Source organism: Mycetohabitans sp. B2 (assembly GCF_021733735.1).
Lineage (GTDB): Bacteria > Pseudomonadota > Gammaproteobacteria > Burkholderiales > Burkholderiaceae > Mycetohabitans > Mycetohabitans rhizoxinica.
In genome coordinates, this window is the sequence record NZ_JAHKSP010000023.1 from 1 (window position 1) to 25806 (window position 25806).

Below are 25806 nucleotides of genomic sequence, written 5' to 3' on the forward strand. Positions count from 1 at the left end.
CCGACCTCGACTTCCTTCAACACGCCGATGATTGGCTCTTCGCTGAACCGCCACTGCTGCATGAGACGGTTTCTCCTGCGACCTTGCCACTAACTTTACAGTGGGATACTCCCGTGGGGAAAGGTCGCCGGCGCAACGTCGCATCATGGTCGCTGATTTTATGCAGAAAATCGAACGCCTCAGGCTGGGCCAGTTGCTCGGCTTCGCCGACGCTCCAAGTGAAGGCTTCCCACGACATGACCGATTCGATCGCCTTGAACGCGTCGGCGCATCGGGATGAGGGATGTGCATGACCGGCATACTAACATTAAAGGGCCATATCCTATGCAGCGGTACAGTTTAGCCTATGCGCGTACCGTCTTCCCGTGTGTTGAAACCGACGAACGGGCCAGCTCGCTTGATGTGAATCGGGTTTGAGCCGGTGGGGGAGTAACTCTCCATTGGCGTGGGTGCCAAGCGTAGCGTATCCATGAGGAGCGGAAAATGAAAACAAGCGTCGTTCAACAGTACGCAATGCGTCAATCCTCGCGCCGGTCGAGTAGGCAGCCGTCCGAGAGGGGGGATGAGTCAACGCCAGCATTTGACCTAGCGCCAGTTCAAGCCGCGTTGGCTAGGCTTTCGCCTGCTTCGCAAACGAGCCACGAGGGTGAATGGATTCCGTATCAACAATTGGCAGAGGTTTTTCAAGAGGGGGATATTGTTTATGGTCTGGATGCGCCGAGAAAGCGTGCATTGGACACGTTAAAGCAAGCCGGGTTTAGTAATTTGGACCAAGGCAGCGGCGGCACGCAAAAGCGGGAAGCGCTGCCGCCTAAAAAAATTCTGATTCAAAATGATTTGACAAATGCGGTATGGGACCCGCTGGATAAGCCCTACGTTTACCAGTCCGACAAGCGCATCAAAAAGGCATTATCCGATGCCCAGCGGGGTATTGCATTCAAGACATTTTTGTCACGCCACGCCCGCTACAATGTTGCCAGCGAAGTGTCGCCAAGCCAACAGCTAACGTTAGAGGCGAGTAAGGCGTTATGGAAGAAAACCAGTAAGGCGGGGCTTGAATACCAGTTGCTGGTCAGGCAAAAAAACATTCATTTTATTGTGGACGGTATTGATGAAAACCTCAGTGCGGTAGCAGGCAAGATAGGGCATGGAACCAGTATTACGTCTAGTGAACTAAGATGGTTGTATCGGCATCAAAAAACCGAGCAGGTCAAGCAATATGTGCGGTTTTGGAAGGAGGACAGAGAAGTCCCGCACGATGAGATCTTCAGCCAGAAAAAATGGCGGTTTGGCCCCGATTATGAGCAAATGTACCGGCCCAAGCAAAGTTACTGGCATGCTAGCTGGTTGACCAGCGCTCGCCCACCCAGGCCAAAGTGAGCCGTCGCCGATCCGCCCTCATTGGAATCGTTAAAGTCAAGGGTGAAAAAATGCCGGTAGGCCGGCCTCATTACGGGGTAAACGTATCTTTCGTGCAATTTATGGCGGTTTGACCATAAAAATCTTTATAGAACAACAGTTTAAGCATCCTTCAATTGCGCGCAAGCCGTGACGCTGCCAAGATCTATTGCGAGCGCCTCGTCAAGTTATTACCGCCAGATTTCGCACGATTCGAGCGATTAACCCGAGGAGGGCGCGCACTTTACTGCTGCCACAGCGGCCCCCTGTGCCGACGACAGGCACTGGCATCTCGACCCGATCTTCGGCACGCATTCTCGCTGTCCTTGCACGCGTCGGATAGAGGGAAACGATCAGCACGATGGTGCCATCAAACCTTTCACCTTTAGGTGTCCACTCGCGACCAATGACGTTTGGAGCTTTGTCTTCGTGACTGTTGTCATGGTTTGTCTTAACAGAAATGCATGTCGGCGATCGAGCACCGGCTTTTTCACGTTGTGTTGTGTATGAGATCCGGTCAGTTCGCGGGCTAAAGAAGACAGAATCGCTCTATCACGCTCATTGTTTTCCGGCGATGATCATCCGCTGCGCGGTTCGATGGTACGGTCGCTTCAACCTGAGCCTGCGCGACATTGGGGGACGACCCGTCAGTCGTGATATCGCAGTGGTCGCCGTGGCAAATGGGACGGATATCCGCCGCGTTTGATGGTTTTGTGTTTTTGAACAGCTTATCATCTAAATCTGCCTGTTGATTCAAATGAATTTTTCAAGGAGGATGCGTATCACGAGCTTGTTAAGAGGGGCAAGGCCATGACAGCGTTTGATGACGCATTTGAAAAGACGGTGGCCCGAGAAGGAGGCTATTCCAATCACGTTGATGATAGCGGCGGCGAAACGTCCTATGGCATTACTGAGGCGGTGGCACGAGCAGAAGGGTATCTGGGTACGATGGCCTTGCTGCCCTTAGCGACCGCCAAAGCCATCTATCGGCGCCGCTATTGGGAGCCGCTGCATCTGGAGGACGTTGTCATGCTATCGGTGCCGATTGCGCTTGAATTATTTGATACCGGTGTCAATATGGGCACGCAGGTGGCAGCGCAGTTTCTGCAGCGTGTGCTCAATGCGTTTAATCGTCGGCAGACCGATTACCCCGATATGATGGTGGATGGTTTGATAGGCCCCAAAACAATCGCAGCGCTCAAAGCTTTTCTGGACAAACGCAAAGAGCCAGGGCAAATGACGCTTCTCAAGGCACTCAATAGCCTACAAGGGGCACGTTACATTGAGTTGGCGGAGAGACGAGAGAAAGACGAGGCATTCGTGTTTGGCTGGGTAATGAACCGACTATGAAAGGTGTTTCCCGATCCAAACTATTTTTTCAAAATTGGATGCAAGGCAGCGCAATGCGCAATGATTGTTTCATTGTTGTGTGCATCGCCAACGTATCCATGATGACGTCATGGTTGCACTTAATTGAGCGATGGCAAGTGCATTGTTTCGCGGCGGCTTGTTTTTAAAGCAGGGTCATTGTGCCTGCATTGCGAATTCTTTCAACAATGGCGGTTTAAGTCATGGTCCGTTTGGACGATGAAATAAATGCGGTATATAGTGTTTTTGCCTTTGCAGTCCGTCTAGCGTTCCGGCTGCAGGAGCACATGGGATGGGTTTAGCACACAGGCAGGAGCAGGAATTTTTGATATAGCAGGCGACGTGCCTTAGGCGGGGAACACAGCTGCCGCGGGTCAGGGAGAGTGCAATGCAGCACTTGCTGAGATGGATCGCGCCCTATGGTGCTCTATTCATTGTGGGGATCGCCTTAGGTTGGGGCATGAGCTCGGTTATCGCTGGTAGACGGCTGGCTGAAGAACAAGCTGCGCGAGCCCGGGATCATGAGCAGCATGCCGAACAAATGAAAGCGATTTCAGACGCAGCCTTGGCCGCGCAACAGAAAGCGACCGCTATGCGTGAGGTCCAGGCCCGCCGGATCGAAACGCTGGATGCACAACTGAGTCAGGAGCGTCAAGTCCATGAGAATGAAAATCAACGTCTGCGCGATGCTCTTGCTGCCGGCACTGAGCGGCTGCGTGTCGCCGTCGTCAACTGTTCAACCCGTAGCCGTGACATGTCCGGCTTTGCCGCCACCACCGGAATGGGCGATGGCTCCCCCACCTACGCAGAGCTCGACCCAACGGTTGCAGAGCGCGTTTTCCGGGTCGCTGACGACGACCAGCGAGAAATAGATAAGCTCAAAGCCTTACAAGCTTACGTGTGCACGGTGCGACCTGAAACCGCAGAGTGTTCCGTAAATGGTTTTCAGTCGGCGGGACCATGACCAAGTGTCTTAAACGACTGGTCACCAAAGGAGGTATCAACGCAAGTCTGTAGTGTAAATTCAAGCGTACGGCGATTAAACAACTACTTAAGCGAAATGCGTTGGTTGCCGAGATGGCCGGCCCAAAAATGTCCATGCGATACAGTTGTAAGCATAGCATACACGGTCCGATCAACTGGATGCCGGATGCGCGAACGTATAGCAGAGGTAAAGCATGACGTGGTGGTTTGAACTATTGCGTGTGCCATCCGTGTTCAATTCAATGACCTGGACACAAGATGACCTTACCCTGGTGAGTGGGGTAGTGTGCGGCGCATTGATATTTTTGCTGCATAGTCGTGAGCCGTCGTGGCCGCGCAAGATAGCATATTTCGGCGTATCAGTGATTGGCGGACTTTCGGTGACTTCGTCAGTGCAGCAGTACGTGGGGTTACCAGAATGGCTTGCAGCGTTTTTGTCTACGGCGGCGATCGTGACGCTGGCCAATGCACTGCTGGATTGGTCGGAGAAAATGGTGCCGGAACTGTTGACTCAGTTGACCTACCGGATTATTAGAAGTACGCCTGTTAATGACACTAAGAATAGCGAGTTAGAAAAATGATAAAAGCGGCAATAGTGTACTTCAATGCCTACAGCGTATGTGACTTGCTGCTGCTGTTGATGAATGGGGTATTGGCAAGTGCGATTTTTCTGATTCTGTTGTTTGCCTTTAGTGCGCCAGTACCTCGGCGCAGTCCGTTGAATTGGTATGAGCGAGCGATACGATTTTGGTTGGTCGCGGTGTATGGCATTTTGGCGGTACGTGTATGTGCAGGGTGGTATTCCACACCGGTGGAACCGACGCATGTGGCGGTCAATGCTTTGGTACTGGGTTTTGCGATAATGGCGCGTGGAGATGTTGGCGTAATCACCGAGGCGTTGCGTCAGACGCGCAAGGCACGCCGGAATGTATTAAGTGAGCGTAAGCAGATGTAGCGGACACTTTCTTTGATTCAACAAAATCGGTGAACACAGATCTCAAGGACGTATCCGGCATTTTGTGTGTGAGGCGGATTAAGGCTCACAGCCTGGTGTTGAAGCACTCAGGGTAAAGCAGCGCGAACTGTGTCATCGTGCTTTCCAATCATGTCGAGGACCGTTCCATTTGACAACGGCGTTGCGCGGCGCCAACCTGATCAGTTTGAGTGCGGCCTCGTCGCTAGGGAAGTGGTCGCGCGTTTTGATGAGCTTGCACAGTTGCATATGCAGCGATTCGATGGAATGGGTCGTGTAGATACTTTTCCGAATCTCCGGCTCGGGTCTGGGTTCAGCCTGCGGCCGGGCTCAATCGTCGATTCTTCTTTTCGTTTGCAAGGCATGTTGGCCCCTTTGCCGATAGTTTATGCCTCACACACAAGAAACCGGATAGGCTCTGAATTTTGCAACCCCTGGTTCTGACGTTTTTGGCTTGCGCAAATCTATCCGGAATTTAAGTTTGAGCCTCGTTCCACGATGAAAATCGCACCGGTCGAGTCTCAGCGTCGATTTCCCTCAGCAATTTTGTGACCTTCACACGTGGCATCCAGATCGACATGATAAAGATCGCGTGAGGTGTCTATCAATACACGGCGGCCTGTTGGCATCAAAAATCACTTGACGAAGAGTGAAATCGCGTCCACGCAATTAACTCGTGCAGTTTTTGCGGTTGCATCCTCTGGCGTAGGGTAGCGAACCAAAAGCGGTTGGCTGTTTGTGCGTTGGACAAATCTGCACGTGCTGTGCTGGGCTGTGGGAGACGAGTGCCCGACGCAGCAACGTGCTGTGCAATCTGTTGAAATACATTAGACGGGCGTGGCGCCCATCGGCTACTCGTTAAATTTTGTTCGGGCTCTCCTGTTTTTTGAACAGTGGTAAACATGCCGGGTTTAAAGTTGTCCATCCTACCCGATACTTGCATTTCAGGCAGGCCATAATTGTAATTCGCTTCAAATAAACGCCGTCCGCGAGGTGTCGGTGTTGCCTTCTCTGTGATCGGCATATCGAAACCCGTAGAGACCCGGCCATTTCCTTTGCCGTGACCGAGCCGGAGATTGCCGGTCGAGTCGAATGTATTAGCCATGAAATTTTTATAGGCTTGGAGTCGATCCGCCTTCGTCTTTCCCTCAAGAGCCCTTTGGATGTCGGCAGCCATCCGGTTGCGTTTTAGGGTATTGGCATTGTAATCGGTGGCAACCCACACATCGCGTAATTCAGTACCATAACCATGACGAGCATATTCATCGGCCAAAATTGCACGGCCGAACCCGCGTAGCCGGCCCATCGCTGCCGCCTGCTTTGCCAGCCCCGTACGTTTTTGTTTCCAGAGAGATTCAGCTTCCTCCTCTCCGATATTATCACCTTGTTGACTTTGCGCTTTTTTCGCTTCTTCAAACTGTTGCGCCCCCGCTCTGTGCAGTAATGTCATTTGATTTATCAAATGCTGACCAGTTGCGCTCGCGATGAGGTGGTTAATGCTTGCCGATCCAGGGTCCCTGCCTTCATTTACCGCAGCTTCCTGGTAGGTTAGCGGGCGGCCCGTTTGTTGTGCTGCCTCGGCATAAAAGGGTCGCTTCGAGTTATATTGAGTGTAGCGCTTAGTAACATCTTCGCCATAATATTGCTTAAGCCACTGCTTATCCGCATCACTGATATCGGCCGCAGGCCCATATTTTACTTGGTAAATGATATCAGGCCTGTTAGCATCGTGCTGATCATCATAATAGAAGTTCTTTTCTTCTAGCTCGGGTAATCGACGCTGCGGTGGCTGGGCGAAACCCGCTAGGCTTTTGTGGATTAATTCGATGGTACGCAGATGAAACTCGCGCTGCTGCGCATCCTGTAGCGCATCCGATGCCAGCGTAGGCTCCGAAAGCTTGCGTTGCCGACTCCGCTCTGTCCAGTGTCGAGCGCGTTTATTCGGTAAGGCGTGTATCGGTTCCGACTCCGAGTATGTCCGTTTTCGCTTCATTTCCACTCCTAGTAGAGGCGACGATGTATCGCTTTCCGCTGCCCGGCCGTGGCTTAAAAACTGCGCTCGCAAGTTTGCGTCAGATTTTTACGCTGATACAAAGTAATGTATCGTCGATGTACTTGACGATCAAGCGCTAAGCGATGCTCGGCGAAAAGGGGTGGACTCAGAGGTAGCTTCACTCGTTCAGACAGTGTTCTAAGATTTTTAAGTGGAACGTCCGGGGCGATTACGCTACCAATTTGATCGCAGGCAGCGTCGAAGTATGCCTCAACTGGCGTCTGATCCGCCAAACTCGAATGCAGCCGGCTCGTCGTATCGTCCACGTACACCAAGCAGCGTGCACTGTGACGCGCGCTTCTCAAACCACAGATGCTCGCTGCCGTCAATCTGGATCAGCTCGCCCAGGCACGCGCGCCGTGCGGCCGGCGAGGCTGTAGTGCATGGCATCACCATCGTCATTGAGCCGATCAGTCTGCGTGACATGCCAGGATATCTGCTGAATCGGCAAAGCGAAGCTGAAACGGCACGTCGGCGGATCTGCGTTGGCTGCGTGAGGTGCGGTAAAGAGGTTCGCGTGGGTTGCGTGATGGCTGGTAGGCAGCTCGGCAATTGGCTGCATGACATGCGGTGAGCGGGTCGGCGCCGCCCACCGTCTGGCTACGTGCGTGGCTCGGCGCCGTTTGCCGCGGCCGGCTTGACCACTACCGTGCAGGTCGTGCCGGCAGACAGGATCAAGCCGTCGGGCACCTGATCGATATGGATGCGTACTGGAACACGCTGTGCGAGGCGGACCCAATTGAAGGTTGGATTGACGTCGGCAAGCAGTTCGCGGCTCATCGGATTATCGCGGTCGGCGATGCCGCGCGAGATCCCTTCGACATGGCCTTTTAATACTGCGCCGCTCATCAGTCGCATTTCAGCCGAGTCGCCGATCTTGAGCAGCGGGATCTTGGTTTCCTCGAAATAGCCGTAGACCCAGAACGAGTGGCTGTCAACGAGCGCCAGCTTAGGTTGCCCGGCGATGGCGTAATCGCCGCGATAGGCATTGAGGTTTGTCACATAGCCGTCCACTGGCGCGACCACGGTCGTGCGCTCCAGGTTTAACTTCGCCGCGGCGAGCTGCGCGAGCGCCTGTTCATACTGGGCCTGGGCGCTGGCGGCCTGAATCACGGCATTTTCGCGGTTCTCCTTCGAAACAACCAGCGCGTCCAAATCCCGGCGTCGTGCGGCATCGTTACGGCGCATCTGCAGATCCGCCTTGCGTGCCGCGACCAACGCCTCGGCTTGCTGGACGGCGATGCGGTAATGGCCCGGATCGATGCGCATCAAGACGTCGCCGCGATGCACGAACTGATTGTCCCGCACCGGGAACTCGACAATCTGCCCTGACACGTCCGGCGCGATATTGATGATCTCCGCCCTGACGCGCCCATCGCGGGTCCAGGGCGAATCCATGTAGTAGACCCACAACGCGCGACCAAGCAGCACGGCAACGGCGAAGATCGCGATAGTCGCAAAGAAGCTGAGGATACGGCGAAGTTTCATGTCCGACTCTTTGGATTCAACGATAAATGGCGAGCCCGAACAGGCAGACAATACAGGTGAGCAGGCTCGCGCGGGCGAGTGACGGGTGCCAGAACAGACGATACACGCCAAAGTAGGCCAATACGCGATCGAGTGCCCACGTCAATGCGGTGCCGGCCAGCGTGGTGAGCAGGAGCATGGGTACGTAGGCGTCGAACAATGCGATGTCACGCGGCATGGGTGATATCTCGTCGGTGAGGGCCTTGCGGGCCGGGCGTCAACTCGCTGAGCGGGGATTGGGCATCGAGCAGAGCGGTCCGGATGAAATGCAAATAGCTCAAAGTACGTTGCAACCTGTGCCGGTCATCGCGCGACCCAGCGACGCTGTGCAGCATGACTAGCGCCGCGTTGATATTGGTCGCAGTTGCCTCGCGTGCGTCGAGGAGCCGTCGATGGCTGGGGGCGGAGAACAAGGCGGCCAGTGTGTTCAGCATGTGCTGCGTGGCCTGCCGCCACGGCATGTTGGCCGAATAGCGGGGGTCGGCGGGGAGTCGGTCGAGTTCCGTGCGTAATTCGATCACGGCATGACCGACCTCGAGCACGGTAAAGGTCCACGATAACATCCGCATCTGCAGGTCCGGACGATCCGCGGTGACTGCATTGGCTTGGTGCAGCAGGTCACGCGTGCCGCTTTCTAAGTATTGGCGGGCTCGGCTCAGTCGAGTGTTGCATGCGTCTACGACTTGGTGCAGCAAGGCCCGCTGCAGTTGCTTATGCAGCCACGGACTGGCCGGCGGCAGCAGTACGGCACTGATCAGCGCGACGACGAGCATCGCGGCAATTAGCGCGATGGCATCGTTCATGTACGACGAAGGGTCGTAGCGCACGACGTTGTCGGGGCCAGCCAGGAAGCAGAAGAATACGCAATAGCCCATGCCAAACGCGCCCCAGCCCGTACGCGTGGACATCAGTACGCCGAACATCAGCAAGGGGGCAAGGGTGGCGCACAGCAACGTGTAGCCGTCCAGGTGAGGGAAGATGCCGAACACCGCGATGGAACCGGCGAGCACCGCGGCCATCGTACCCATCGCCATCTGCGCGGCACCCTTGGCGGGCTGCGGCATCGACGCGACTAGCGCGCTCGTGGCTGCTGCGTTCAACACCGCCATGCCGCCGCTGGGCCAGGCGGTCCAAATCCAGAATGCGGCGAACAACAGCATCGCGATGGCCGCCCGCACGCCGGCTACGCCCGCCGCCACGGTATGAGTGCGCGGGATGTAGCGTTGTGCCTCGTGCTCGCGTTCATGAAGGTCCGTGCTCAGCGACGCGTACGTGAGCGCGTACGCGTGCATCTCGTCGACGAATCGGTACAGCAACTCGGCTGCGGTATCGAAGTCCAGCAGCGCGATGCCTTCACGCTGTTCGAGCTGCGCTCGGGTATCGCGTATGCGACGCGGCAAGGCCTGTTTGAACGCCTGCAGCTGTGTCGCCACGTGCTGTGCATCCTCCGCGTTGCGCACGGGTTCGCCGTTTTTCTTTAGCAGTAGCGGCGCAACTTCCCGAAAATACGGTTCGATTGCCTCGACGACCTGGGCCTGGCCGCTTGCACGGATACGGTTCATCAACTGGTGTAACGCATGAAAGCGTGTCGACGCGTTCATGAACTCGGTGTTCAGCCGCGACAGCCGGCCACTGCGCATTCGGCTGCGTGGATCCTCGAACACTGCGAAGCTGCGCATCGCTTCCAGCCCGACGACATCGGCGGCAAAACGCGCGTTGGTGCGTTCGGCACGAGAGCGGTCAATCCGGCCCGCCAGCGTGTCCGATACAAATTCGACGAACGCGAGGTATCGCGCTCGGACTGTGGAGCGAAGCGCGTCGGCGGTGTGCTGGGGCAGCACTAGCGCGCTGACCGCGCCGGCACATAGGATGCCCAGCGTGACCTCCGTGACCCTTGTCACGGCGGCCATGAACGCACCGTCCGCATGCTGGACGGCCGGAATGCCCACTAGCGCAGCGGTATAGCCGGCAAGCACGAACCCGTACGAGCGGAAGTTGCGGTTGCGTGCCGCGCCAAAGGTGCAAATGCCTACCCAGACCGATACGGACAGCAAAAACAGCTCGCGCTGTTGCGCAAACAGCGAAACCAGCGCGATCGTCACGACCGAGCCAATCACAGTCCCCACGATCCGGTAAAAGCTTTTGGCGAGCACCATCCCGCTTTGCGGCTGCATGACGATGAACACGGTCGTCATCGCGGTACGCGGTTGCGGCAAGTCCAGCTTCATGGCCACGCCCAGCGCAAGCAATGCGGCGCCGACGGTCTTGAATATATAAATCCATACCCGGCCGTCGATGCGTAACCAGTCGCGCACTGTGTCGCGCCATGCGGATGATGACGTCAACCGGGCCAGCACGGATGTAGCGCTGCTCATGGCGATGCCTGCCGGGCGACGGCCTTAGGCACGCGCGGATCTTCGTCGGATGGGCCATCGCCCGGACCGACCAGTCCGCCGCCCAGCGCGGCCGTCAGCGACGCACGGGCCGCCAGCTTCGACGCATGGATGATCTCGGCGTCCTGTTGTGCCTGCAACAATTGGGTTTGCGCGCTCAATACGGATAGGTAGTCGGTCAAGCCGCGTCGAAAGCCGGTGGAGGCCAGATCGTAGCTACGCTGGGCAACAGCGACCGCGCGCTGCGCCGCATCCTGTTGGACATCGAGCGATTTCAACGTGACGATCTGGTCCGCGATGTCCTTCAATGCGTCAACCAGCGTCTGATTGTATTGATCGACGGCCAGGTCATAACCGGCGCTGGCGGCATCCAGCTGGGCGCGCAGCCGCCCGCCGTTGAAGATCGGCAGGGATACTGCCGGCCCCACCGTGGCAGCATGCGCCTGGGACAGCAGAAAGGCCAGCGGCCCGCCACCGACGAACATGCCGCCGACCGAGGCCAGCAGATTGACGTTCGGATAGAAGGCGGTCCTGGCAACGTCGATACCCGCCGCGTTGGCGGCCACGCGCCAGCGCGCGGCGACCACGTCCGGCCGATGACCGAGCAACTCGGCAGGCAAGTTCGATGGCAGGCTCACCGGCGTCTGGAGCGAGAGCGTCGGACGTTGCAGCGCGGCGCCCGCTCCCGGGCCTTTACCGGCCAGCGCGGCAAGCTGGTTGCGCAAAAGCGCGATCTGTTCGTCGAATGCCGCGATTTGGCGTTCGCGTCGGGGCAGCGGAGCTTGCGCTTGCGTAAGCTCCAATTGAGTACCGATACCGCCTTGCAGCCGCCGTCGTGCAATGTCGACAATCGACTGCTCGTGTGCCAGCGTTTGCGCGGCGATGTCTCGTTGCGCGAACGCGAGCGACAGCTTGATGTAGGCGCGTACGATGTTGACCTCGAGTTCGAGTTGCGCGGCCCGGGCATCGACCGCCTGCATGCACGCCGCATCGAGTGCGCGCTCGGCGGCCTTCTCATCGTGTCCCCATAGGTCTAGGTTGTACGACAACGACAGTCCGATCGTGTTATTCCACGTATCGGCGTTGGCTAGCGGCCCAGGACCGTAATACACATTGTCGGGCCAGTGCTGCCGCGTCATCGACAGATTGCCGTTGAGTTGCGACGCGAGATCGGCCCGCGCGACGCCGGCCATTGCCCGCGCTTGCCGTACGCGATCCCGGGCCATCGCCAAGCTGGGCGAGCCGGCCAGCGCGTCGGTGATCCACTGATCGAGCTGCGGATCGCGGTACATTTTCCACCATTGCTCGCTTGGCCACTGTGCATCGATGCTTGCCGCACGCACGGCTTGGGACGCATCGAGCTGGCCGGCGTCGACCGGCTTGGCGCGAGGCGCGATGCCCTGGGTACTCGCACAGCCCGCAATAATCAAGTAGCCTGCAAAAATTGCGGGAGTCAGCGTGGTGAAACGTCGGACGGATCGCACGGCTATCTCGGAGCACTCCGAAGTGACGGGTCGGTACGATTATATTTTTGAAGCATTTTCCGAATAACCGACCGCTTTGAGATAGTTTTTTACCGAATAAGCAATAATCGCTGTTGCGAACTGTGCAACAATTTCTTGAACTGCACAGGAAGTTCGTTATGGATACGCTGCAGAACATGAGGGTGTTTGTCCGCGTGGTGGAGGCGAAGAGCTTCACGGCTGCGGCGCAGCAGATGAATACGACGACGGCGTACGCCTCGCGGGCCGTATCGGACCTGGAGGCACACCTGCGTACCCGCTTGCTAAACCGCACGACGCGGCGTATCGCGCTGACGGAGGCGGGGGAGCGATACTTGCTGCGATGCGAGCAGATCCTCGCTTACGTCGATCAGGCCGAAGCCGAAGCCGCCGACGCGCACGCGCGACCCGCTGGCCGGCTCAGAATCCATGCGACCACCAGCTTCGGCCAGTATTACGTGGTGCCTGCCGTCACGCGCTATCAGGAGCGTTATCCCGCTGTTTCGGTCGATCTGACGCTGTCGCAGCACGTGCCGGATCTGCTCGATGAAGGCTACGATGTTACGCTGCAGGTCAGCGCGAACGAACTGCCCGATTCCGGATTGGTATCGCAGCGGCTTGGCGACTCGTATAGCGTGCTATGCGCTTCTCCGGCCTATTTGGAAAAGCGTGGCACGCCCCGAAGCGTTTCGGATCTGGCCGGCCATACATGCCTGCGCATCGTGACATCGATCTTTCCCGGTGATCATTGGCGCTTCGACGGGCCGGACGGCATTGAGACGATCGAGTTGCCGGCGCCGACGTTCCAGGTCAATGTGTCGGACGCGCTCGCGGTGGCACTGCGCGAGGGAATGGGCATTGGCGCGCTGCTCACGCCTTCAGCGTTGCCGGCGCTGCGCAATGGCACGCTGGTGCGTGTGTTGCCAGACCACAAGATGCAAAAGATGACAATTTACGCGATGTATGCGTCGCGGCAATATCTGGATGCGAAGATCCGGACTTGGGTCGAATTCCTGCGCGAGCATATTTCGAAGGCACTCGCGGCCGACGAGGCCGCGTTGCAGACCTTCGGGGTGCGCTAGTCATGGACCGCAGCGTAGCACTTTCCCGGGATTGAACACATTGCCGGGATCGAGTGTAGCCTTCAATGCACGCATCAATTCGAGTTCCACGGGCGACTTGTAGCGTGCCGCGTCCTCGATCTTTAACTGCCCGACGCCGTGCTCGGCGCTGATCGTGCCGTGGTGCGCATGGACGCTATCGTAGACAATCCGGTTCACGCGCGCCTGGTGCTCGGCCAGAAAGGCCCGCGGATCCACTCCCACGGGCGCCTGTACGTTGTAGTGCAGGTTACCGTCGCCTAGATGCCCGAAGGTGACCATCCGCGCGCCGGGCACGGCTGCGGCAATCGCCGCATCGGTAGTGTCGATGAATTCGCCGATGCGCGAGCTTGGCACTGCGATGTCGTGCTTGATATTGAGCCCTTCGTTTGCTTGCGCGAGCGGGATGTGCTCGCGCAGTGCCCACAATGCGTTCGACTGCGCCAGGCTTTGCGCCACGAGCGCATCGTCGACGATACCGCGCTCGAACGCACGCTCCATTAATCGCTCGATGAGTTGGCTTGCGTGCGCCTCGCTTTCGCCGTCGGATAACTCGAGCAACACGATCTGCGCATGCGGGGCGGCGAACGGGTATCGCTGCGACGGGAAATGGTGGGTGACCAGCCGTAGGCAGAAGTCGGACATCAACTCGAATCCGGTTAGCAGCGCGCCGGCAGTGTCGCGGGCCAGTGCCAAGAGCTGTAGCGCGGCGTGCGGCGATGCAACGCCGGCCAGTGCGGTGATGCGCGCAGCCGGCTGCGGATAAAGTTTCATCACGGCTGCCGTGATGATGCCCAGCGTGCCTTCGGCGCCGATGAAAATATCGCGCAAGTCGTATCCGGTGTTGTCCTTGCGTAGCCCGCGCAAGCCATTCCAAATCTCACCTTTCGCAGTCACGACTTCCAGGCCCAGGCACAGTTCGCGCGCGTTGCCGTAGCGCAGCACCGCGGTGCCGCCGGCGTTCGTCGCCAGGTTGCCACCCAACGTGCAGCTGCCTTCGGCCGCCAGGCTGAGCGGGAACAAGCGGCCGGCGTCCGACGCGCGGGCCTGCACGTGTGCGAGGATGCAACCGGCTTCTGCGGTAATCGTGTCGTTGATGGGGTCCACCGCGCGCACGCGGTCCAGGCGGCGCAGGCTGAGCACTGCCTGTCGCGCGCTGGCGTCCGGCGTGGCACCGCCGGCCAGCCCGGTGTTGCCGCCTTGCGGTACCAGCGCGACGCCGAATTCGGTGGCCAATCGTACCAGCGTGGCGACTTCCGCCGTGTTCGCCGGACGCAGCACCGCGCAGGCGCGGCCGACGTACCGGCGGCGCCAATCTGTCACGTAGGGCGACATGTCGTCCGGGCCATCCAATACCTGGTCTGCGCCGATGGCGTGCTTGCAAGCTTGCAGAAAGGCGGGCAGTGCGGCGGTGTCGTGAGGCGTCATCGGTGTTCAGCCAAGGCGTCAGCGGCAGCAGTGGCGTGCCGGGCAGCGCGCTTGAATGGCGCGAGATAGCCGAGCACGCTGACGAAGTAGACGAGGGCGAGCACTGCCTCGATCCAGCCTAGGTGCGCACCGGCGCCCGCATCACTGGTTGCGCGCACGATTCCCTCCGCGAAATAGGCCAGAATCAGCATGGCTGACCATTGCATCGTATATAGCCTGGCGCGTAGCAGCCCGGGCACAACCAGCAGTAGCGGCAGCGCCTTGAGGGCCAGCGCCGAGCCGCCGGGACGCAGCGGCGCGAGCCAGATTTCCCAGCTCACGGCCAGTATGACCAGTGCGAGCAGCGTGGCAATCGCGATCATCAACAGCCGATGCAACCGCTGCGCGGTTCGTAGCGCCGGGTTGCCGGGCTGCCGGTTCATTGCCTGTCGGCCAGCGCGAGCGCCGCGCGGGCGAGCCGCGCGCCGAGTGCGTGCGCCAACGTCTTCTCGTCCGACGACAGCGGGGTCGGATTGTTTCCGCCACTCACCCCGGCGACGTGAGAGGCACCGTACGGCGTGCCGCCGCTCGTCGTGCTCATCAGTGCGGATTCGGTATAGGGTAGCCCGACGATCAGCATGCCGTGATGTAACAATGGCAGCATCATGGATAGCAGTGTGGATTCTTGGCCGCCGTGCAGGCTGCCGGTGGACGTGAAGACGCAGGCGGGCTTGCCCGCCAGCGCGCCGCTAAGCCATTGCGGCGTTGTGCCGTCCAGAAAGTACTTCAGCGCCGCGGCCATATTGCCGAAGCGCGTCGGCGAGCCCAGCGCGAGCCCGGCGCACTCAGCTAGGTCGCGCAACTCCGCGTACGGCGGGCCATCGTCGGGGATATCCGGCCTGGTGGCCTCGCAGACCGTGGAAACGGGCGGCACGGTGCGGATGCGTGCCTGTGTGCCGGGCACGCTGTCCACGCCGCGGCCGATGGCCCGCGCGAGTTCCCGGGTGGCGCCGTTGCGGCTGTAGTAGAGAACGAGTATGTCTTTCATGGCCTGTGCGGTGAACCATTATTATAGAAGACGTAAGGAGGATTGGCCCTTGAAGAAGTTCGATATCGATCTGGATGCGCTGAAGCGGCTCGCGCGCTTTGTCGCGACTCGCAGCGCCGAGGACCGTATCCCGCAGGTGGCGGGCAGCCTCACGTTCACGACCGTATTGTCGCTAGTGCCGCTGGTGACGGTGGCCTTTGCGCTGTTCACCGCGTTTCCGATCTTTGCGTCATTCCAACAGTCACTACAGGGTTTCCTGGCCGACCATCTGATGCCGGCGCAGATCAACAGCCAAATTTTTAAATATTTAAACCAGTTCGCGGAAAAGGCGAAGGGACTGACGACGGTCGGGATGATCACCCTTGTGGTCACGTCGGTCATGACGATGATGATCGTCGAATCGGCGTTTAACACGATCTGGCGTGTACGTAAGTCGCGCCCGCTTGCGCAGCGTATTCTGGTGTATTGGGCAGTGATCACGCTGGGGCCGCTGCTGATCGGGGTGAGCCTATCGGTGTCGTCCTATCTGCTTACGCACTCAATGCTTGCTAGCACGGTCGCCAACGTGGCCGGCGCAGCCAGCGCGGCATCGGGCGCCGCGTCGCGCGCGATGCCGGCGTTCGCCGAATGGGCGCTGACCGGCGCGGTGCTGACGCTGTCGGTACTGGCATTCACGCTATCTTACGTCTATTTACCGAACTGCCGGGTGGCGTGGCGCGACGCGCTCGTTGGCGGGCTGTGTGCGGCGATCGCGTTTGAGCTTGCCAAGCGAGGCTTCGGGCTCTATATCCGGCGCATTCCGACCTATACGGCCGTGTATGGCGCATTTGCGACCATTCCGATTTTTCTGCTGTGGGTTTACCTGAGTTGGTTAATCACGCTGTTCGGCGCGATGGTGACGTCTGCATTGCCAGAGATCCGGCTCGGGCACTTTCATCGCGTCGATTACGCAGGCAGCGACTTGCTTGATGCGCTGGAGCTGCTTGCGTGGCTCAACGACGCTCGCGATGCGGGTCGTGCCGGCTACACGCTGCATGAACTTGCGCAGTTGCAGCGCTGCGGGTTGCACACGGCTGCCCGACTGTTGGACAAGCTCGAGGCAATCGAATGGGTCGCCCGGATACGGCGCGAGCGCGATCCAGATCGCTATGTGCTTCTAGTGAATCCGCGGCACGCGAGCCTGCGCCAACTCTATCCACTGTTCGTCATCGATCGCAACGAGTTCACTTATCAACTCAATCTCGACACCGCGCACGTCGATGGCCCGACGCTGCTCGCTGCGCTCGACCATCGCGGCCTGGATGTGTCGCTCGCTGCGTTGTTGGCCGCGCGCCGCCGTCGCGGCGCCCAAACTGAGCGGGCCAACGGCGGGTGCTCCTCACCGGCGGCGGCCGTTTAGCGCGCGAGCGCCTCGATGGTCGCCAGAGGGGGCCTTTGCTACGGTTGTGGCCCGGCAAGTGCGGCGCTAGCACCGAAAAACTGTGATCGGCGAAGTCGCGCGACTGGAGCGCCCACACGCTGTGGTCGTGCTGCGCGCGCTGTGGGACCTGCTGTCGGGTGTTCGTCTGAACCGGGCCGGCGTGCCGAATAGGCCGCGCGCGTGATCGACGCGGTGCGCCGGTATCGCAGCATCGAGGCGGTGGCGTGGACTGCGCCGCTGCGCTATGCTTTTCTTTTACCGGTCTTTCGGCTAGGATCGGTGCACGAAGCTGCGCAGTGCAAGGAGGAGGCCATGCGAGTCAGCGATATCCTGAAGGTCAAGGGCAATGCGCTCTACACCGTCACTCCCGACACACCGTTGAGCGAAGCGGTTCAGACCATGGCCGAACACGACATTGGCTCGCTGGTCGTTATTGAATTCGGCGATCTGGTCGGCATGCTGACGTTCCGCGAAATCATCCTGACATTGCGCGACCGAGGCGGCTCGGTCGATGCCGTGACGATCCGCAAAGTGATGGACGATCATCCGCTCACTTGTACGCCGGAGACAGATATCAACGAGGTACGGCGCATGATGCTTGAGCGTCACGCGCGCTATTTGCCGGTGATGGAAAAACGCACGCTGATGGGCGTGATCTCATTCTATGACGTGGCCAGGGCGGTGGTCGAGGAGCAGGGGTTTGAGAACCGGATGCTCAAAGCCTATATCCGCGACTGGCCGGAGGATGAAGGAGCGCGCGAGGCGTGCTGAAGCCGTGGCGGGGCTGGTGTACGGCGTGCGCCGCGGCAGCGCTGGCATAATGATGGCTTGAGCAATTTCCAGGCAACCAGCATGTCGGGCAACACTTTCGGTACGCTTTTCACGGTGACGACTTTCGGGGAGTCGCACGGTCCGGCCATCGGCTGCGTGATCGATGGCTGTCCGCCAGGGCTGGCGCTGGCCGAAGCGGATATACAGGTAGAGCTCGATCGCCGCAAGCCGGGCACGTCGCGCCACGTAACGCAGCGCCAGGAGGAAGACCGGGTCGAGATCCTATCGGGCGTGTTCGACGGTGTGACGACCGGCACGCCGATTGCGTTGCTAATTCGCAATACGGACCAACGCAGCAAGGATTACGGCAATATCGCGGAAACTTTCCGGCCCGGCCATGCGGACTACACATACTGGCAAAAATATGGTGTGCGCGATTACCGTGGAGGCGGACGCGCGTCCGCGCGGCTAACTGCGCCGAATGTCGCGGCAGGGGCGGTAGCGAAGAAGTGGCTGCGGGAGCGCTTCGGCGTCCAGGTGCGCGGCTACATGAGCGCGTTGGGCGAAATCGACATCCCGTTCGTGGATTGGGCGCACGTGGCCGACAATCCTTTTTTCGCACCGAATGCGCAAATCGTGCCGCAGCTCGAAGCGTACATGGATGCGTTGCGCAAGGACGGCGACTCGATCGGCGCCCGGATCTCGGTGATCGCCTCCGGCGTGCCACTCGGCTGGGGCGCGCCGTTGTTCGACAAGCTGGATGCGGACATCGCCTATGCGATGATGGGGATCAACGCGGTAAAGGGCGTGGAGATTGGCGCCGGATTTGACAGCGTGCGCCAGCGCGGCTCGCTGCACGGCGACGAGTTGACGCCCGCCGGCTTTGCGGGCAACAACGCCGGCGGCGTGCTGGGCGGCATTTCGACCGGCCAGGATATTGTCGTGTCGATCGCAATCAAGCCGACCTCGAGCATTCGTACCCCGCGCCGCTCGATCGACAAGGCTGGCGAGCCCGCGATGGTTGAGACGTTCGGACGCCATGACCCATGTGTCGGAATCCGAGCGACACCGATTGCCGAAGCGATGCTTGCGCTGGTGCTGATGGACCATGCGTTGCGGCACCGCGCGCAATGCGCGGACGTCAAGACGTCGACGCCGGCGATCGCCGCGCGCGCCCCGGGCGCGTGATTCCGGAGTGCCCCCGGCTGGCGACGGCGCCGCGTCGTGCGCCGCTGCGTGGCGTCACATGTTCGGGTAGTTTGGGCCGCCGCCGCCCTCGGGCGTGACCCACACGATGTTTTGCGTCGGATCCTTGATGTCGCAGCTCTTGCAGTGCACGCAGTTCTGCGCGTTGATTACCAGCCGCTCGCCGCCCTCTTCGGCGCGCACGAACTCGTACACCGCCGCCGGACAGTAGCGGCTCTCTGGGCCCGCGTACTCGTGCAGGTTGATGCGCACCGGCACGCTCGCGTCCTTGAGCGTCAGGTGCGCTGGTTGGTTCTCCTCGTGATTCGTGTTCGAGATGAACACCGACGAGAGCCGATCGAACGTGAGCTTACCGTCCGGCTTCGGGTACGCGATCGGCTGGCACTGCGACGCCGGCTTGAGCATTTCGTGATCCGCATGCCGATGATGCAGCGTCCACGGCACGTTGCCACCCAGTAGCTTCTGCTCGATGAACACCATTGGCGAGCCCACGTACAGCCCCTTGCTCATCCACTGCTTGAAGTTGCGTGCCCGGTATAACTCCTCGTACAGCCACGAGCGCTCGAACGCCTGCGGGTACGCAAGCAGCTCGTCGTGCCCACGGCCTGCCTGCAACGCTTCGAACGCCGCCTCTGCGGCCAGCATCCCGGTCTTGATCGCCGCATGGCTGCCCTTGATGCGCGAGGCGTTCAAAAATCCCGCCTCGTCCCCCACCAATGCCCCGCCTGCAAACGTGAGTTTGGGCAGCGACATCAGCCCGCCCGCGGTGATCGCGCGCGCCCCGTACGACACCCGTTTGCCCCCTTCCAGGAACGCGCGGATTGCCGGATGCGTCTTGTAGCGCTGAAACTCCTCGAATGGTGACAGGTACGGGTTCTCATAGCCCAGCCCCACCACGAACCCCACCACCACCTGCCGGTTATCCAGGTGGTACAGGAAGGAGCCGCCGTAGGTTTTCGCATCTAGCGGCCAGCCCGCCGTGTGGATCACCAGCCCCGGCTTGTGCCGCGCCGGCTCCATCTCCCACAGCTCCTTGATGCCGATGCCGTACACTTGCGGATCCACCCCTTCGCGCAGCCCAAAGCGCTCCTCTAGCTGCCGTCCCAGGTGCCCGCGCGCGCCCTCGCAGAACAGTGTGTACTTCGCATGCAGCTCCATGCCTAGCTGGAAGTGCTCCGTGGGCTGGCCATCCTTGCCCACTCCTAGGTTGCCGGTGGCCACTCCGCGTACCGCGCCGCGCTCGTTGTACAGTACCTCGGCCGCGGCAAAGCCCGGGAAGAGGTCCACCCCTAGCGCCTCGGCCTGCTGGCCCAGCCAGCGCGTCACGTTGCCCAGGCTCACCACGTAGTTGCCGTGGTTCTTGAAGTTCTCCGGCAACGCCCAGTTTGGCGTCTTCAACGTCCCCGTACGGCTCAGAAACAGGAACCGATCCTCCACCACGGGCACCGTCAGCGGCGCACCTCGCTCACGCCATTGCGGAATCAACTCATCCAGCGCGCGCGGGTCCATCACCGCTCCTGACAAGATGTGCGCGCCAATCTCCGAGCCTTTCTCCAGCACGCACACCGCCAGCTCCACCCCTTGCTCCGCCGCCTGCTGCTTGAGTCGGATCGCCGCCGATAGCCCCGCCGGCCCGCCGCCCACCACTACCACGTCGTACTCCATCGACTCGCGTGGCCCGTACTGCTCGATCCAGCTTTGCGGGGTCATTGACGTTCTCTCCGTTAGAATGCGTTTTAGTCGGGTGCCATTGTCCGGGAAGCGACTGGTGGCCGCAACCGAAGGGCAGTGAATTAGCACGATCGTTCTGTTTTATGATAACGTATTGCGCAGCGTGCGATACGGTCTGTCCTCTTCACCTGAACAAGGAATTCCAATGGGTCGTTCGATCAATCTTGAAGGCAAGGTCGCGCTGGTTACTGGTGCGTCGAGCGGTCTGGGCAAGCGTTTCGCGCAGGTGCTGTCGGGCGCGGGCGCGAAAGTGGTGTTGGCGAGCCGCCGCACTGAGCGTCTCAAGGAGCTACGCGCCGAGATCGAGGCATCGGGAGGCGCGGCGCATGTGGTCGCGTTGGACGTGACCGACTATGGCAGCATCAAGGCCGCGGTCGCGCACGCCGAAACCGAAGCAGGCACCATCGACATCCTGGTCAACCATTCCGGCGTATCGACGACGCAGAAACTGGCCGATGTGACACCGGCCGATTTCGAATACGTGTTTGACACCAACACGCGTGGCGCATTTTTCGTGGCGCAAGAGGTCGCCAAGCGCATGATCATGCGGGGCAATGGCGCAGCGGATGCGAAGCCATGCTATCGGATCATCAACATTGCATCGGTTGCCGGCCTGCGCGCGTTGCCGCAAATCGGATTGTACGCAATGAGCAAGGCCGCTGTCGTGCATATGACCAAGGCAATGGCGCTCGAGTGGGGACGCCATGGCATCAATGTCAACGCGATCTGCCCCGGTTACATCGATACCGAATTCAGCCACCATCACGCGTCCACGGAGCACGAACAGAAACTGCTCGCGATGCTGCCGCGCAAGCGGGCCGGCACGCCGGAGGACCTGGACGGGTTGTTGTTGCTGCTCGCGGCCGACGAGTCGCACTTTATCAACGGCTCGGTGATGGCCGCCGACGACGGATTGGGGTTGGTCTGATGTCTTCTGACATGTATCGCCACGTGTTCGAGATGGTGTTGCCGATCCGCTGGGCAGACATGGACGCGTTTCAACATGTGAACAATGTCGTCTATTTCCGCTATATGGAACAGGTACGGGTCTCCTGGTTCGAGACGTTACGCTTGCCTGTGCCGGATGAGAGCGGGTGTGGCCCGGTGATCGTCAGCGCGCACATGGATTTTCTGCGCCAACTGCGCTATCCCGGCGACGTACGCGGCACGATGCGGATCGGCAAGCCGGGACGCAGCAGTCTGGACTCGCGCTTCGAGTTGACGCGCACCGACGCGCCCAACGAGCTCGTCGCGCAAGGGGGTGCGAAGATTGTTTGGGTCGATTACGACGCGGGCAAGTCGGTGCCGTTGCCTAAGGCACTGCTCGCAGCGCTCGAGTAGCCACGCTGGGCAGGGCGGCCCCCGCGCGCTTCCTGTTTGTGTCCACGGGATGCGCGCTATTCAGCCGGCTTTCGGTCCGTGCAGTAATCGGCAATCCGCGCGGCGTGCTCAGCCGAGCAACCGCTGGACTCGTTCAGTCGTATTGCCGCTGCCGCACTTGCGCATCAGTCGGGCGCGATAGATGTCTACGGTGCGCGAGCTGACGTCCAATGCGCGGCCGATTGGCTTGCTGGTCTTGCCCGTGACTCATTGCGCGGCGTCAGTTTGACGGCCACGCGGCGCGTCGCGGGTGCCGAAAGATCACACAGAACGGCTCGTTGCAATCCTCGATCACGCGCTCGCGCGGTAGCCACGACGCGCCCGAACTACCGGCCGCGGCGCGCGCTGCTCGAGACTGAGCGGCGCAAAGTGGAACGCAGTTTGGTAATTTAGTTCAGGCATCGGTTATATCAATCACGTATGCCGGCATGCTGCGGCGAGCGTCACGGCCGTCGCGAACAGTACCGACGACGGTTCCGTGCGGTGCGGCGCTTATGTGCTTTTGTGTATTGTGCCGCAACCTCCGCTCAGCGTAACCTTTGCACACCCAATTTGGCGCCGTGCCGCGACCGTAGCACCGGACCCGCGTAGCCCCTCGCACTGAAGCGGGATATTCATAGAGAAAGGGACAGCGACATGAACAAGCTTTATCCGAGTGCCCAGGCAGCGCTGGCGGACATTGTCAAGGACGGCCAGACGTTCGCGGTCGGCGGTTTCGGCTTATGCGGGATCCCAGAGGCGCTCATCGGCGCGCTGCGCGATTCGGGCGTCAGAGGCATCACCTGTATCAGCAACAATGCGGGCGTGGATGGGTTTGGACTGGGCCTGCTGCTCGAAACGCGACAGATCAAAAAGATGATCTCATCGTACGTGGGCGAGAACAAAGAGTTTGAGCGTCAATACTTGGCCGGCGAATTGGAACTGGAGTTCACGCCGCAAGGCACGCTGGCCGAGAAGTTGCGTGCCGGTGGCGCCGGCATTCCGGCCTTCTTCACCAATACCGGTTACGGCACGGTAATCGCCGAAGGCAAGGAGACGCGGCAGTTCGGCGACGACCACTATGTGCTCGAGTGCTCATTGACCGCCGATATCGCGCTCGTTAAGGCCTGGAGGGCCGACAAGGCGGGCAATCTGATCTATCGCCGTACCGCGCGTAACTTCAATCCGATGTGTGCCATGGCAGGCCGGATCACGATTGCCGAAGTCGAGGAGATTGTCGAGACTGGCGAGCTTGACCCGGATGCGATCCATACGCCCGGCATCTTCGTGCAACGGCTGGTGCACAATGCGCACCCGGAAAAGCGCATCGAACAACGCGTCGTGCGCCAGAAATAAGCGCGCAAAGGAGACTGAGATGGCCTGGAATCGAGATGAAATGGCGGCGCGCGCCGCGCAGGAATTGCAGGACGGCTTCTATGTGAACCTGGGGATCGGGCTGCCGACGCTGGTAGCCAACCATGTACCGGATGGCATCGAAGTGTGGCTCCAATCCGAGAATGGATTGCTTGGCATCGGTCCGTCGCCGACCGAGGACGAAGTCGACGCGGATCTGATCAACGCCGGCAAGCAGACGGTGACGACCTTACCCGGCTCGTCGATCTTCTCGTCCGCCGACTCGTTTGCGATGATTCGCGGCGGGCACATCAACCTGGCGATTCTGGGCGCGATGCAGGTTAGCCAGGGCGGCGACCTCGCCAATTGGATGATCCCTGGCAAGATGATCAAGGGCATGGGCGGCGCGATGGACCTGGTGGCCGGCGTCAAGCGGGTGATCGTGCTGATGGAGCACGTGGCCAAGGGCGACCAGCACAAGATCCTCGAGCAATGCACGCTGCCATTGACCGGCGTCGGCGTCGTGAACCGGATCGTCACCGACCTGGGCGTGATCGATGTGACCAAGGCCGGCCTGAAGTTGGTCGAGATCGCGCCCGGCGTGAGCATCGAGGCAATCCAGCGCAAGACCGGTGTGCCGCTCGACGTGAGCGCGCTCGCATAGTCGGGACGATAGCCGCGGCACGCCCGCGCCGCCGTATCGTGACGGTTGTGGCGGTCAGGGGGGATTGCGGCCGCGTGTGCGTCGGCCGATCGGCTATGATGCGTGGAGCTGGCAGGCCGCGTGCGCAAAGCACGCTAAAATTGAGTCATTACGTTTCAGGATACATCCATGCCGGCTCCGTCCGCTTCGCCCGACCCCCGTACACCGCGCCAGGGCTTCGTGCGCTGTATCAGTCCCACCGGCCTGCACCGGATTGCCTACACCGAATGGGGTGACCCATCCAATCCGCGCGTGCTTGTTTGCGTGCATGGCCTGACCCGTACCGGCAGGGATTTTGATGCGCTGGCCAGCCGCCTCGCGGACCGTTTTCGCGTCGTGTGTCCCGATGTCGCCGGTCGTGGGCTGTCCGACTGGCTCGACAATGCGCAGCAATACGCATTGTCGCAGTACGTGTCGGATATGGTGACACTGATTGCTCGGTTGAATGTCGAGACCGTGGATTGGTTCGGCACGTCGATGGGCGGCATGATCGGCATGGTGCTGGCCGGGCTGCCGAACAGTCCGGTGCGCAAGCTGCTGCTTAACGACGTCGGGCCAACGCTGGAGCCGGATGCGCTGCGCCGGATCGGCGAGTACGTCGGCAACGCGCCGAAGTTCGCTACCGAGCAGCAGGCATACGATTATCTGGCCTCGATCTTAGCGGGGTTCGGTGCGCATACGCCAGACGAATGGCGGGCGTTGAATCGGCCGTTGCTGCGGCATCATGCCGGTGCGTGGGTGTTGCACTATGACCCGCGCATCGCGATGCCGTTTGAGGCCAGTAAGGCGGAACTCGCGAGTACCGGCCAAACGTTGCTGTGGCGCGCCTTCGAGGCAATTCCAGGGCCTACGCTGGTGGTGCGGGGCGAGCAGTCCGATCTGTTGTCGCGCGAGACCGTCGAGGCGATGCAGCAGCGTGGCCGCCAAGTGTCGGCCGCCGAGATTGCCGGCGTCGGCCATGCGCCCACATTTGTGCACGATGAGCAGATCGCGATCGCCGAAGCATTCTTTGGCGGCGGCGAGCCGGCGCTTGTGCATCGGCCGGCGCCGACGCTGCAATGAGCCGGCGTGCGATGGCGCGCGTTTGATTTCATCGACTCCACAGGATATTTACCATGGCAGTGCAACGTTTTCATGTCGGTCCCCGCTTATCCGAAATTGCCGTGCACAATGGCACCGTCTACCTAGCCGGTCAGATCGCCGAAGACACGAAGCAAGACATTGCTGGACAGATGCGCGAGGTGCTCGGCCACGTTGACCGGCTGCTCGCGGAGGCCGGCAGCGACAAGTCGCTGATTTTGTCGACGCAGATCTACCTTTCCGACATGGCGAATTTCGCCGTAATGAATGACGTGTGGGACGAATGGGTGCCCAACGGCAATACATCGCCGCGCGCCACCGTGCAGGCCAAGCTCGCCGATCCGGAATGCCTGGTCGAAGTCGTAGTGATTGCCGCGCAGCGAAGCTGAGCGTTTCCCGTGCTATCGCGCCGCGCGGCAGCCGCCGGCGC

The 25806-nt window shown here is 60.2% G+C and carries 27 protein-coding genes and 3 pseudogenes; 17 read left to right on the forward strand and 13 right to left on the reverse strand.

What is annotated here, in order from left to right:
• The 6 genes from KPG66_RS05285 to KPG66_RS05310 all read left to right on the forward strand — a co-directional run.
• Window positions 1–293, forward strand: a 293-nt coding sequence (locus tag KPG66_RS05285; RefSeq protein WP_237070208.1) for a hypothetical protein, incomplete at its 5' end; no start/stop codon positions are given.
• A gap of 190 nt (window positions 294–483) precedes the next feature.
• Window positions 484–1380 (forward strand): hypothetical protein, encoded by an 897-nt coding sequence (locus KPG66_RS05290; protein ID WP_237070209.1) that lies wholly within the window; start codon window positions 484–486, stop codon window positions 1378–1380.
• Window positions 1381–2208: 828 nt separating this feature from the next.
• A complete protein-coding gene (locus KPG66_RS05295) occupies window positions 2209–2748 on the forward strand; it encodes a glycoside hydrolase family 108 protein (RefSeq protein WP_013434944.1) in 540 nt (179 codons plus the stop codon).
• A gap of 406 nt (window positions 2749–3154) precedes the next feature.
• Window positions 3155–3730 (forward strand): lysis system i-spanin subunit Rz, encoded by a 576-nt coding sequence (locus tag KPG66_RS05300; protein ID WP_013434946.1) that lies wholly within the window; start codon window positions 3155–3157, stop codon window positions 3728–3730.
• 214 nt (window positions 3731–3944) lie between these two features.
• Window positions 3945–4331: a putative holin gene (locus tag KPG66_RS05305; protein ID WP_013434947.1), complete on the forward strand. Its 387-nt coding sequence runs from the start codon at window positions 3945–3947 to the stop codon at window positions 4329–4331.
• Window positions 4328–4705, forward strand: coding sequence for a hypothetical protein (locus KPG66_RS05310; RefSeq protein ID WP_013434948.1), 378 nt, complete (start codon window positions 4328–4330; stop codon window positions 4703–4705). Before KPG66_RS05305 ends, KPG66_RS05310 begins: the two co-directional genes overlap by 4 nt.
• An 85-nt stretch (window positions 4706–4790) precedes the next feature.
• On the opposite strand, the pseudogene KPG66_RS05315 reads toward KPG66_RS05310, so the two are convergent.
• From KPG66_RS05315 to KPG66_RS05345, 7 genes and pseudogenes are all read right to left on the reverse strand, one after another.
• A pseudogene (locus KPG66_RS05315) lies at window positions 4791–5023 on the reverse strand (transposase); the annotation flags it as partial.
• A gap of 328 nt (window positions 5024–5351) precedes the next feature.
• Window positions 5352–6716: a hypothetical protein gene (locus KPG66_RS05320; RefSeq protein ID WP_041753341.1), complete on the reverse strand. Its 1365-nt coding sequence runs from the start codon at window positions 6714–6716 to the stop codon at window positions 5352–5354.
• Window positions 6717–6986: 270 nt separating this feature from the next.
• A complete protein-coding gene (locus KPG66_RS05325; RefSeq protein ID WP_041753344.1) occupies window positions 6987–7202 on the reverse strand; it encodes a hypothetical protein in 216 nt (71 codons plus the stop codon).
• 174 nt (window positions 7203–7376) lie between these two features.
• Window positions 7377–8264 (reverse strand): efflux RND transporter periplasmic adaptor subunit, encoded by an 888-nt coding sequence (locus KPG66_RS05330; protein WP_013434953.1) that lies wholly within the window; start codon window positions 8262–8264, stop codon window positions 7377–7379.
• A 16-nt stretch (window positions 8265–8280) separates the two neighbouring features.
• Window positions 8281–8481, reverse strand: a complete 201-nt coding sequence (locus tag KPG66_RS05335) for a DUF1656 domain-containing protein (protein ID WP_013434954.1) — start codon at window positions 8479–8481, stop codon at window positions 8281–8283.
• On the reverse strand, window positions 8471–10678 hold the full coding sequence (locus KPG66_RS05340) for an FUSC family protein (RefSeq protein WP_013434955.1): 2208 nt from the start codon (window positions 10676–10678) through the stop codon (window positions 8471–8473). The genes KPG66_RS05335 and KPG66_RS05340 overlap by 11 nt, the downstream gene beginning before the upstream one ends.
• Window positions 10675–12180 carry an efflux transporter outer membrane subunit gene (locus tag KPG66_RS05345; RefSeq protein WP_013434956.1) on the reverse strand — a complete coding sequence of 502 codons (1506 nt, stop codon included), beginning with the start codon at window positions 12178–12180 and terminating at the stop codon, window positions 10675–10677. The genes KPG66_RS05340 and KPG66_RS05345 overlap by 4 nt, the downstream gene beginning before the upstream one ends.
• A gap of 158 nt (window positions 12181–12338) precedes the next feature.
• On the opposite strand from KPG66_RS05345, the gene KPG66_RS05350 reads away from it, so the two are divergent.
• Window positions 12339–13280, forward strand: a complete 942-nt coding sequence (locus KPG66_RS05350) for a LysR family transcriptional regulator (protein WP_041753346.1) — start codon at window positions 12339–12341, stop codon at window positions 13278–13280.
• Here the strand turns inward: KPG66_RS05350 and KPG66_RS05355 are convergent, their stop codons facing one another.
• From KPG66_RS05355 to wrbA, 3 genes are read right to left on the reverse strand one after another with little or no spacing between them, the layout of a single operon-like run.
• The gene (locus tag KPG66_RS05355; RefSeq protein ID WP_013434958.1) at window positions 13281–14726 is read right to left on the reverse strand and encodes an FAD-binding oxidoreductase; all 1446 of its coding nucleotides are present in this window, start codon (window positions 14724–14726) and stop codon (window positions 13281–13283) included.
• A complete protein-coding gene (locus KPG66_RS05360; protein WP_013434959.1) occupies window positions 14723–15148 on the reverse strand; it encodes a DUF2069 domain-containing protein in 426 nt (141 codons plus the stop codon). Before KPG66_RS05360 ends, KPG66_RS05355 begins: the two co-directional genes overlap by 4 nt.
• On the reverse strand, window positions 15145–15753 hold the full coding sequence (gene wrbA, locus KPG66_RS05365; RefSeq protein WP_013434960.1) for an NAD(P)H:quinone oxidoreductase: 609 nt from the start codon (window positions 15751–15753) through the stop codon (window positions 15145–15147). Before wrbA ends, KPG66_RS05360 begins: the two co-directional genes overlap by 4 nt.
• Window positions 15754–15802: 49 nt before the next feature.
• On the opposite strand from wrbA, the gene KPG66_RS05370 reads away from it, so the two are divergent.
• The gene (locus KPG66_RS05370; protein WP_041753348.1) at window positions 15803–17152 is read left to right on the forward strand and encodes a YihY family inner membrane protein; all 1350 of its coding nucleotides are present in this window, start codon (window positions 15803–15805) and stop codon (window positions 17150–17152) included.
• A 2-nt stretch (window positions 17153–17154) separates the two neighbouring features.
• On the opposite strand, the pseudogene KPG66_RS05375 reads toward KPG66_RS05370, so the two are convergent.
• Window positions 17155–17288: pseudogene (locus KPG66_RS05375) on the reverse strand (alpha/beta fold hydrolase); the annotation flags it as partial.
• On the opposite strand from KPG66_RS05375, the gene KPG66_RS17545 reads away from it, so the two are divergent.
• From KPG66_RS17545 to aroC, 3 genes are all read left to right on the forward strand, one after another.
• On the forward strand, window positions 17235–17357 hold the full coding sequence (locus tag KPG66_RS17545; RefSeq protein ID WP_013434962.1) for a hypothetical protein: 123 nt from the start codon (window positions 17235–17237) through the stop codon (window positions 17355–17357). The pseudogene KPG66_RS05375 and the gene KPG66_RS17545 sit on opposite strands and share 54 nt — an antisense overlap.
• Before the next feature lie 128 nt (window positions 17358–17485).
• A complete protein-coding gene (locus KPG66_RS05380; protein WP_041754186.1) occupies window positions 17486–17944 on the forward strand; it encodes a CBS domain-containing protein in 459 nt (152 codons plus the stop codon).
• Between the two features lie 81 nt (window positions 17945–18025).
• On the forward strand, window positions 18026–19132 hold the full coding sequence (gene aroC / locus KPG66_RS05385; protein ID WP_041753350.1) for a chorismate synthase: 1107 nt from the start codon (window positions 18026–18028) through the stop codon (window positions 19130–19132).
• 54 nt (window positions 19133–19186) lie between these two features.
• On the opposite strand, the gene KPG66_RS05390 is transcribed toward aroC, so the two are convergent.
• A complete protein-coding gene (locus tag KPG66_RS05390; RefSeq protein ID WP_237070210.1) occupies window positions 19187–20860 on the reverse strand; it encodes an electron transfer flavoprotein-ubiquinone oxidoreductase in 1674 nt (557 codons plus the stop codon).
• Window positions 20861–21026: 166 nt separating this feature from the next.
• Here KPG66_RS05390 and KPG66_RS05395 point away from each other — a divergent pair, with 166 nt between their 5' ends.
• A complete protein-coding gene (locus KPG66_RS05395; RefSeq protein WP_041753353.1) occupies window positions 21027–21809 on the forward strand; it encodes an SDR family oxidoreductase in 783 nt (260 codons plus the stop codon).
• Window positions 21809–22222 (forward strand): acyl-CoA thioesterase, encoded by a 414-nt coding sequence (locus KPG66_RS05400; protein WP_013434967.1) that lies wholly within the window; start codon window positions 21809–21811, stop codon window positions 22220–22222. Before KPG66_RS05395 ends, KPG66_RS05400 begins: the two co-directional genes overlap by 1 nt.
• Window positions 22223–22330: 108 nt before the next feature.
• Here the strand turns inward: KPG66_RS05400 and KPG66_RS17875 are convergent.
• Window positions 22331–22569, reverse strand: a pseudogene (locus KPG66_RS17875) (LuxR C-terminal-related transcriptional regulator); the annotation flags it as partial.
• A gap of 328 nt (window positions 22570–22897) precedes the next feature.
• Here KPG66_RS17875 and KPG66_RS05410 point away from each other — a divergent pair.
• The 4 genes from KPG66_RS05410 (at window position 22898) to KPG66_RS05425 (ending at window position 25765) form a co-directional block, all read left to right on the forward strand.
• The gene (locus KPG66_RS05410) at window positions 22898–23596 is read left to right on the forward strand and encodes a CoA transferase subunit A (RefSeq protein WP_013434970.1); all 699 of its coding nucleotides are present in this window, start codon (window positions 22898–22900) and stop codon (window positions 23594–23596) included.
• Window positions 23597–23615: 19 nt separating this feature from the next.
• Entirely contained in the window at window positions 23616–24257 is a 642-nt protein-coding gene (locus KPG66_RS05415; RefSeq protein ID WP_041753355.1) for a CoA transferase subunit B, read from the forward strand.
• Between the two features lie 168 nt (window positions 24258–24425).
• A complete protein-coding gene (locus KPG66_RS05420; RefSeq protein WP_237070211.1) occupies window positions 24426–25358 on the forward strand; it encodes an alpha/beta fold hydrolase in 933 nt (310 codons plus the stop codon).
• Window positions 25359–25411: 53 nt separating this feature from the next.
• A complete protein-coding gene (locus KPG66_RS05425) occupies window positions 25412–25765 on the forward strand; it encodes a RidA family protein (RefSeq protein ID WP_013434974.1) in 354 nt (117 codons plus the stop codon).
• Window positions 25766–25806: the final 41 nt, after the last annotated feature.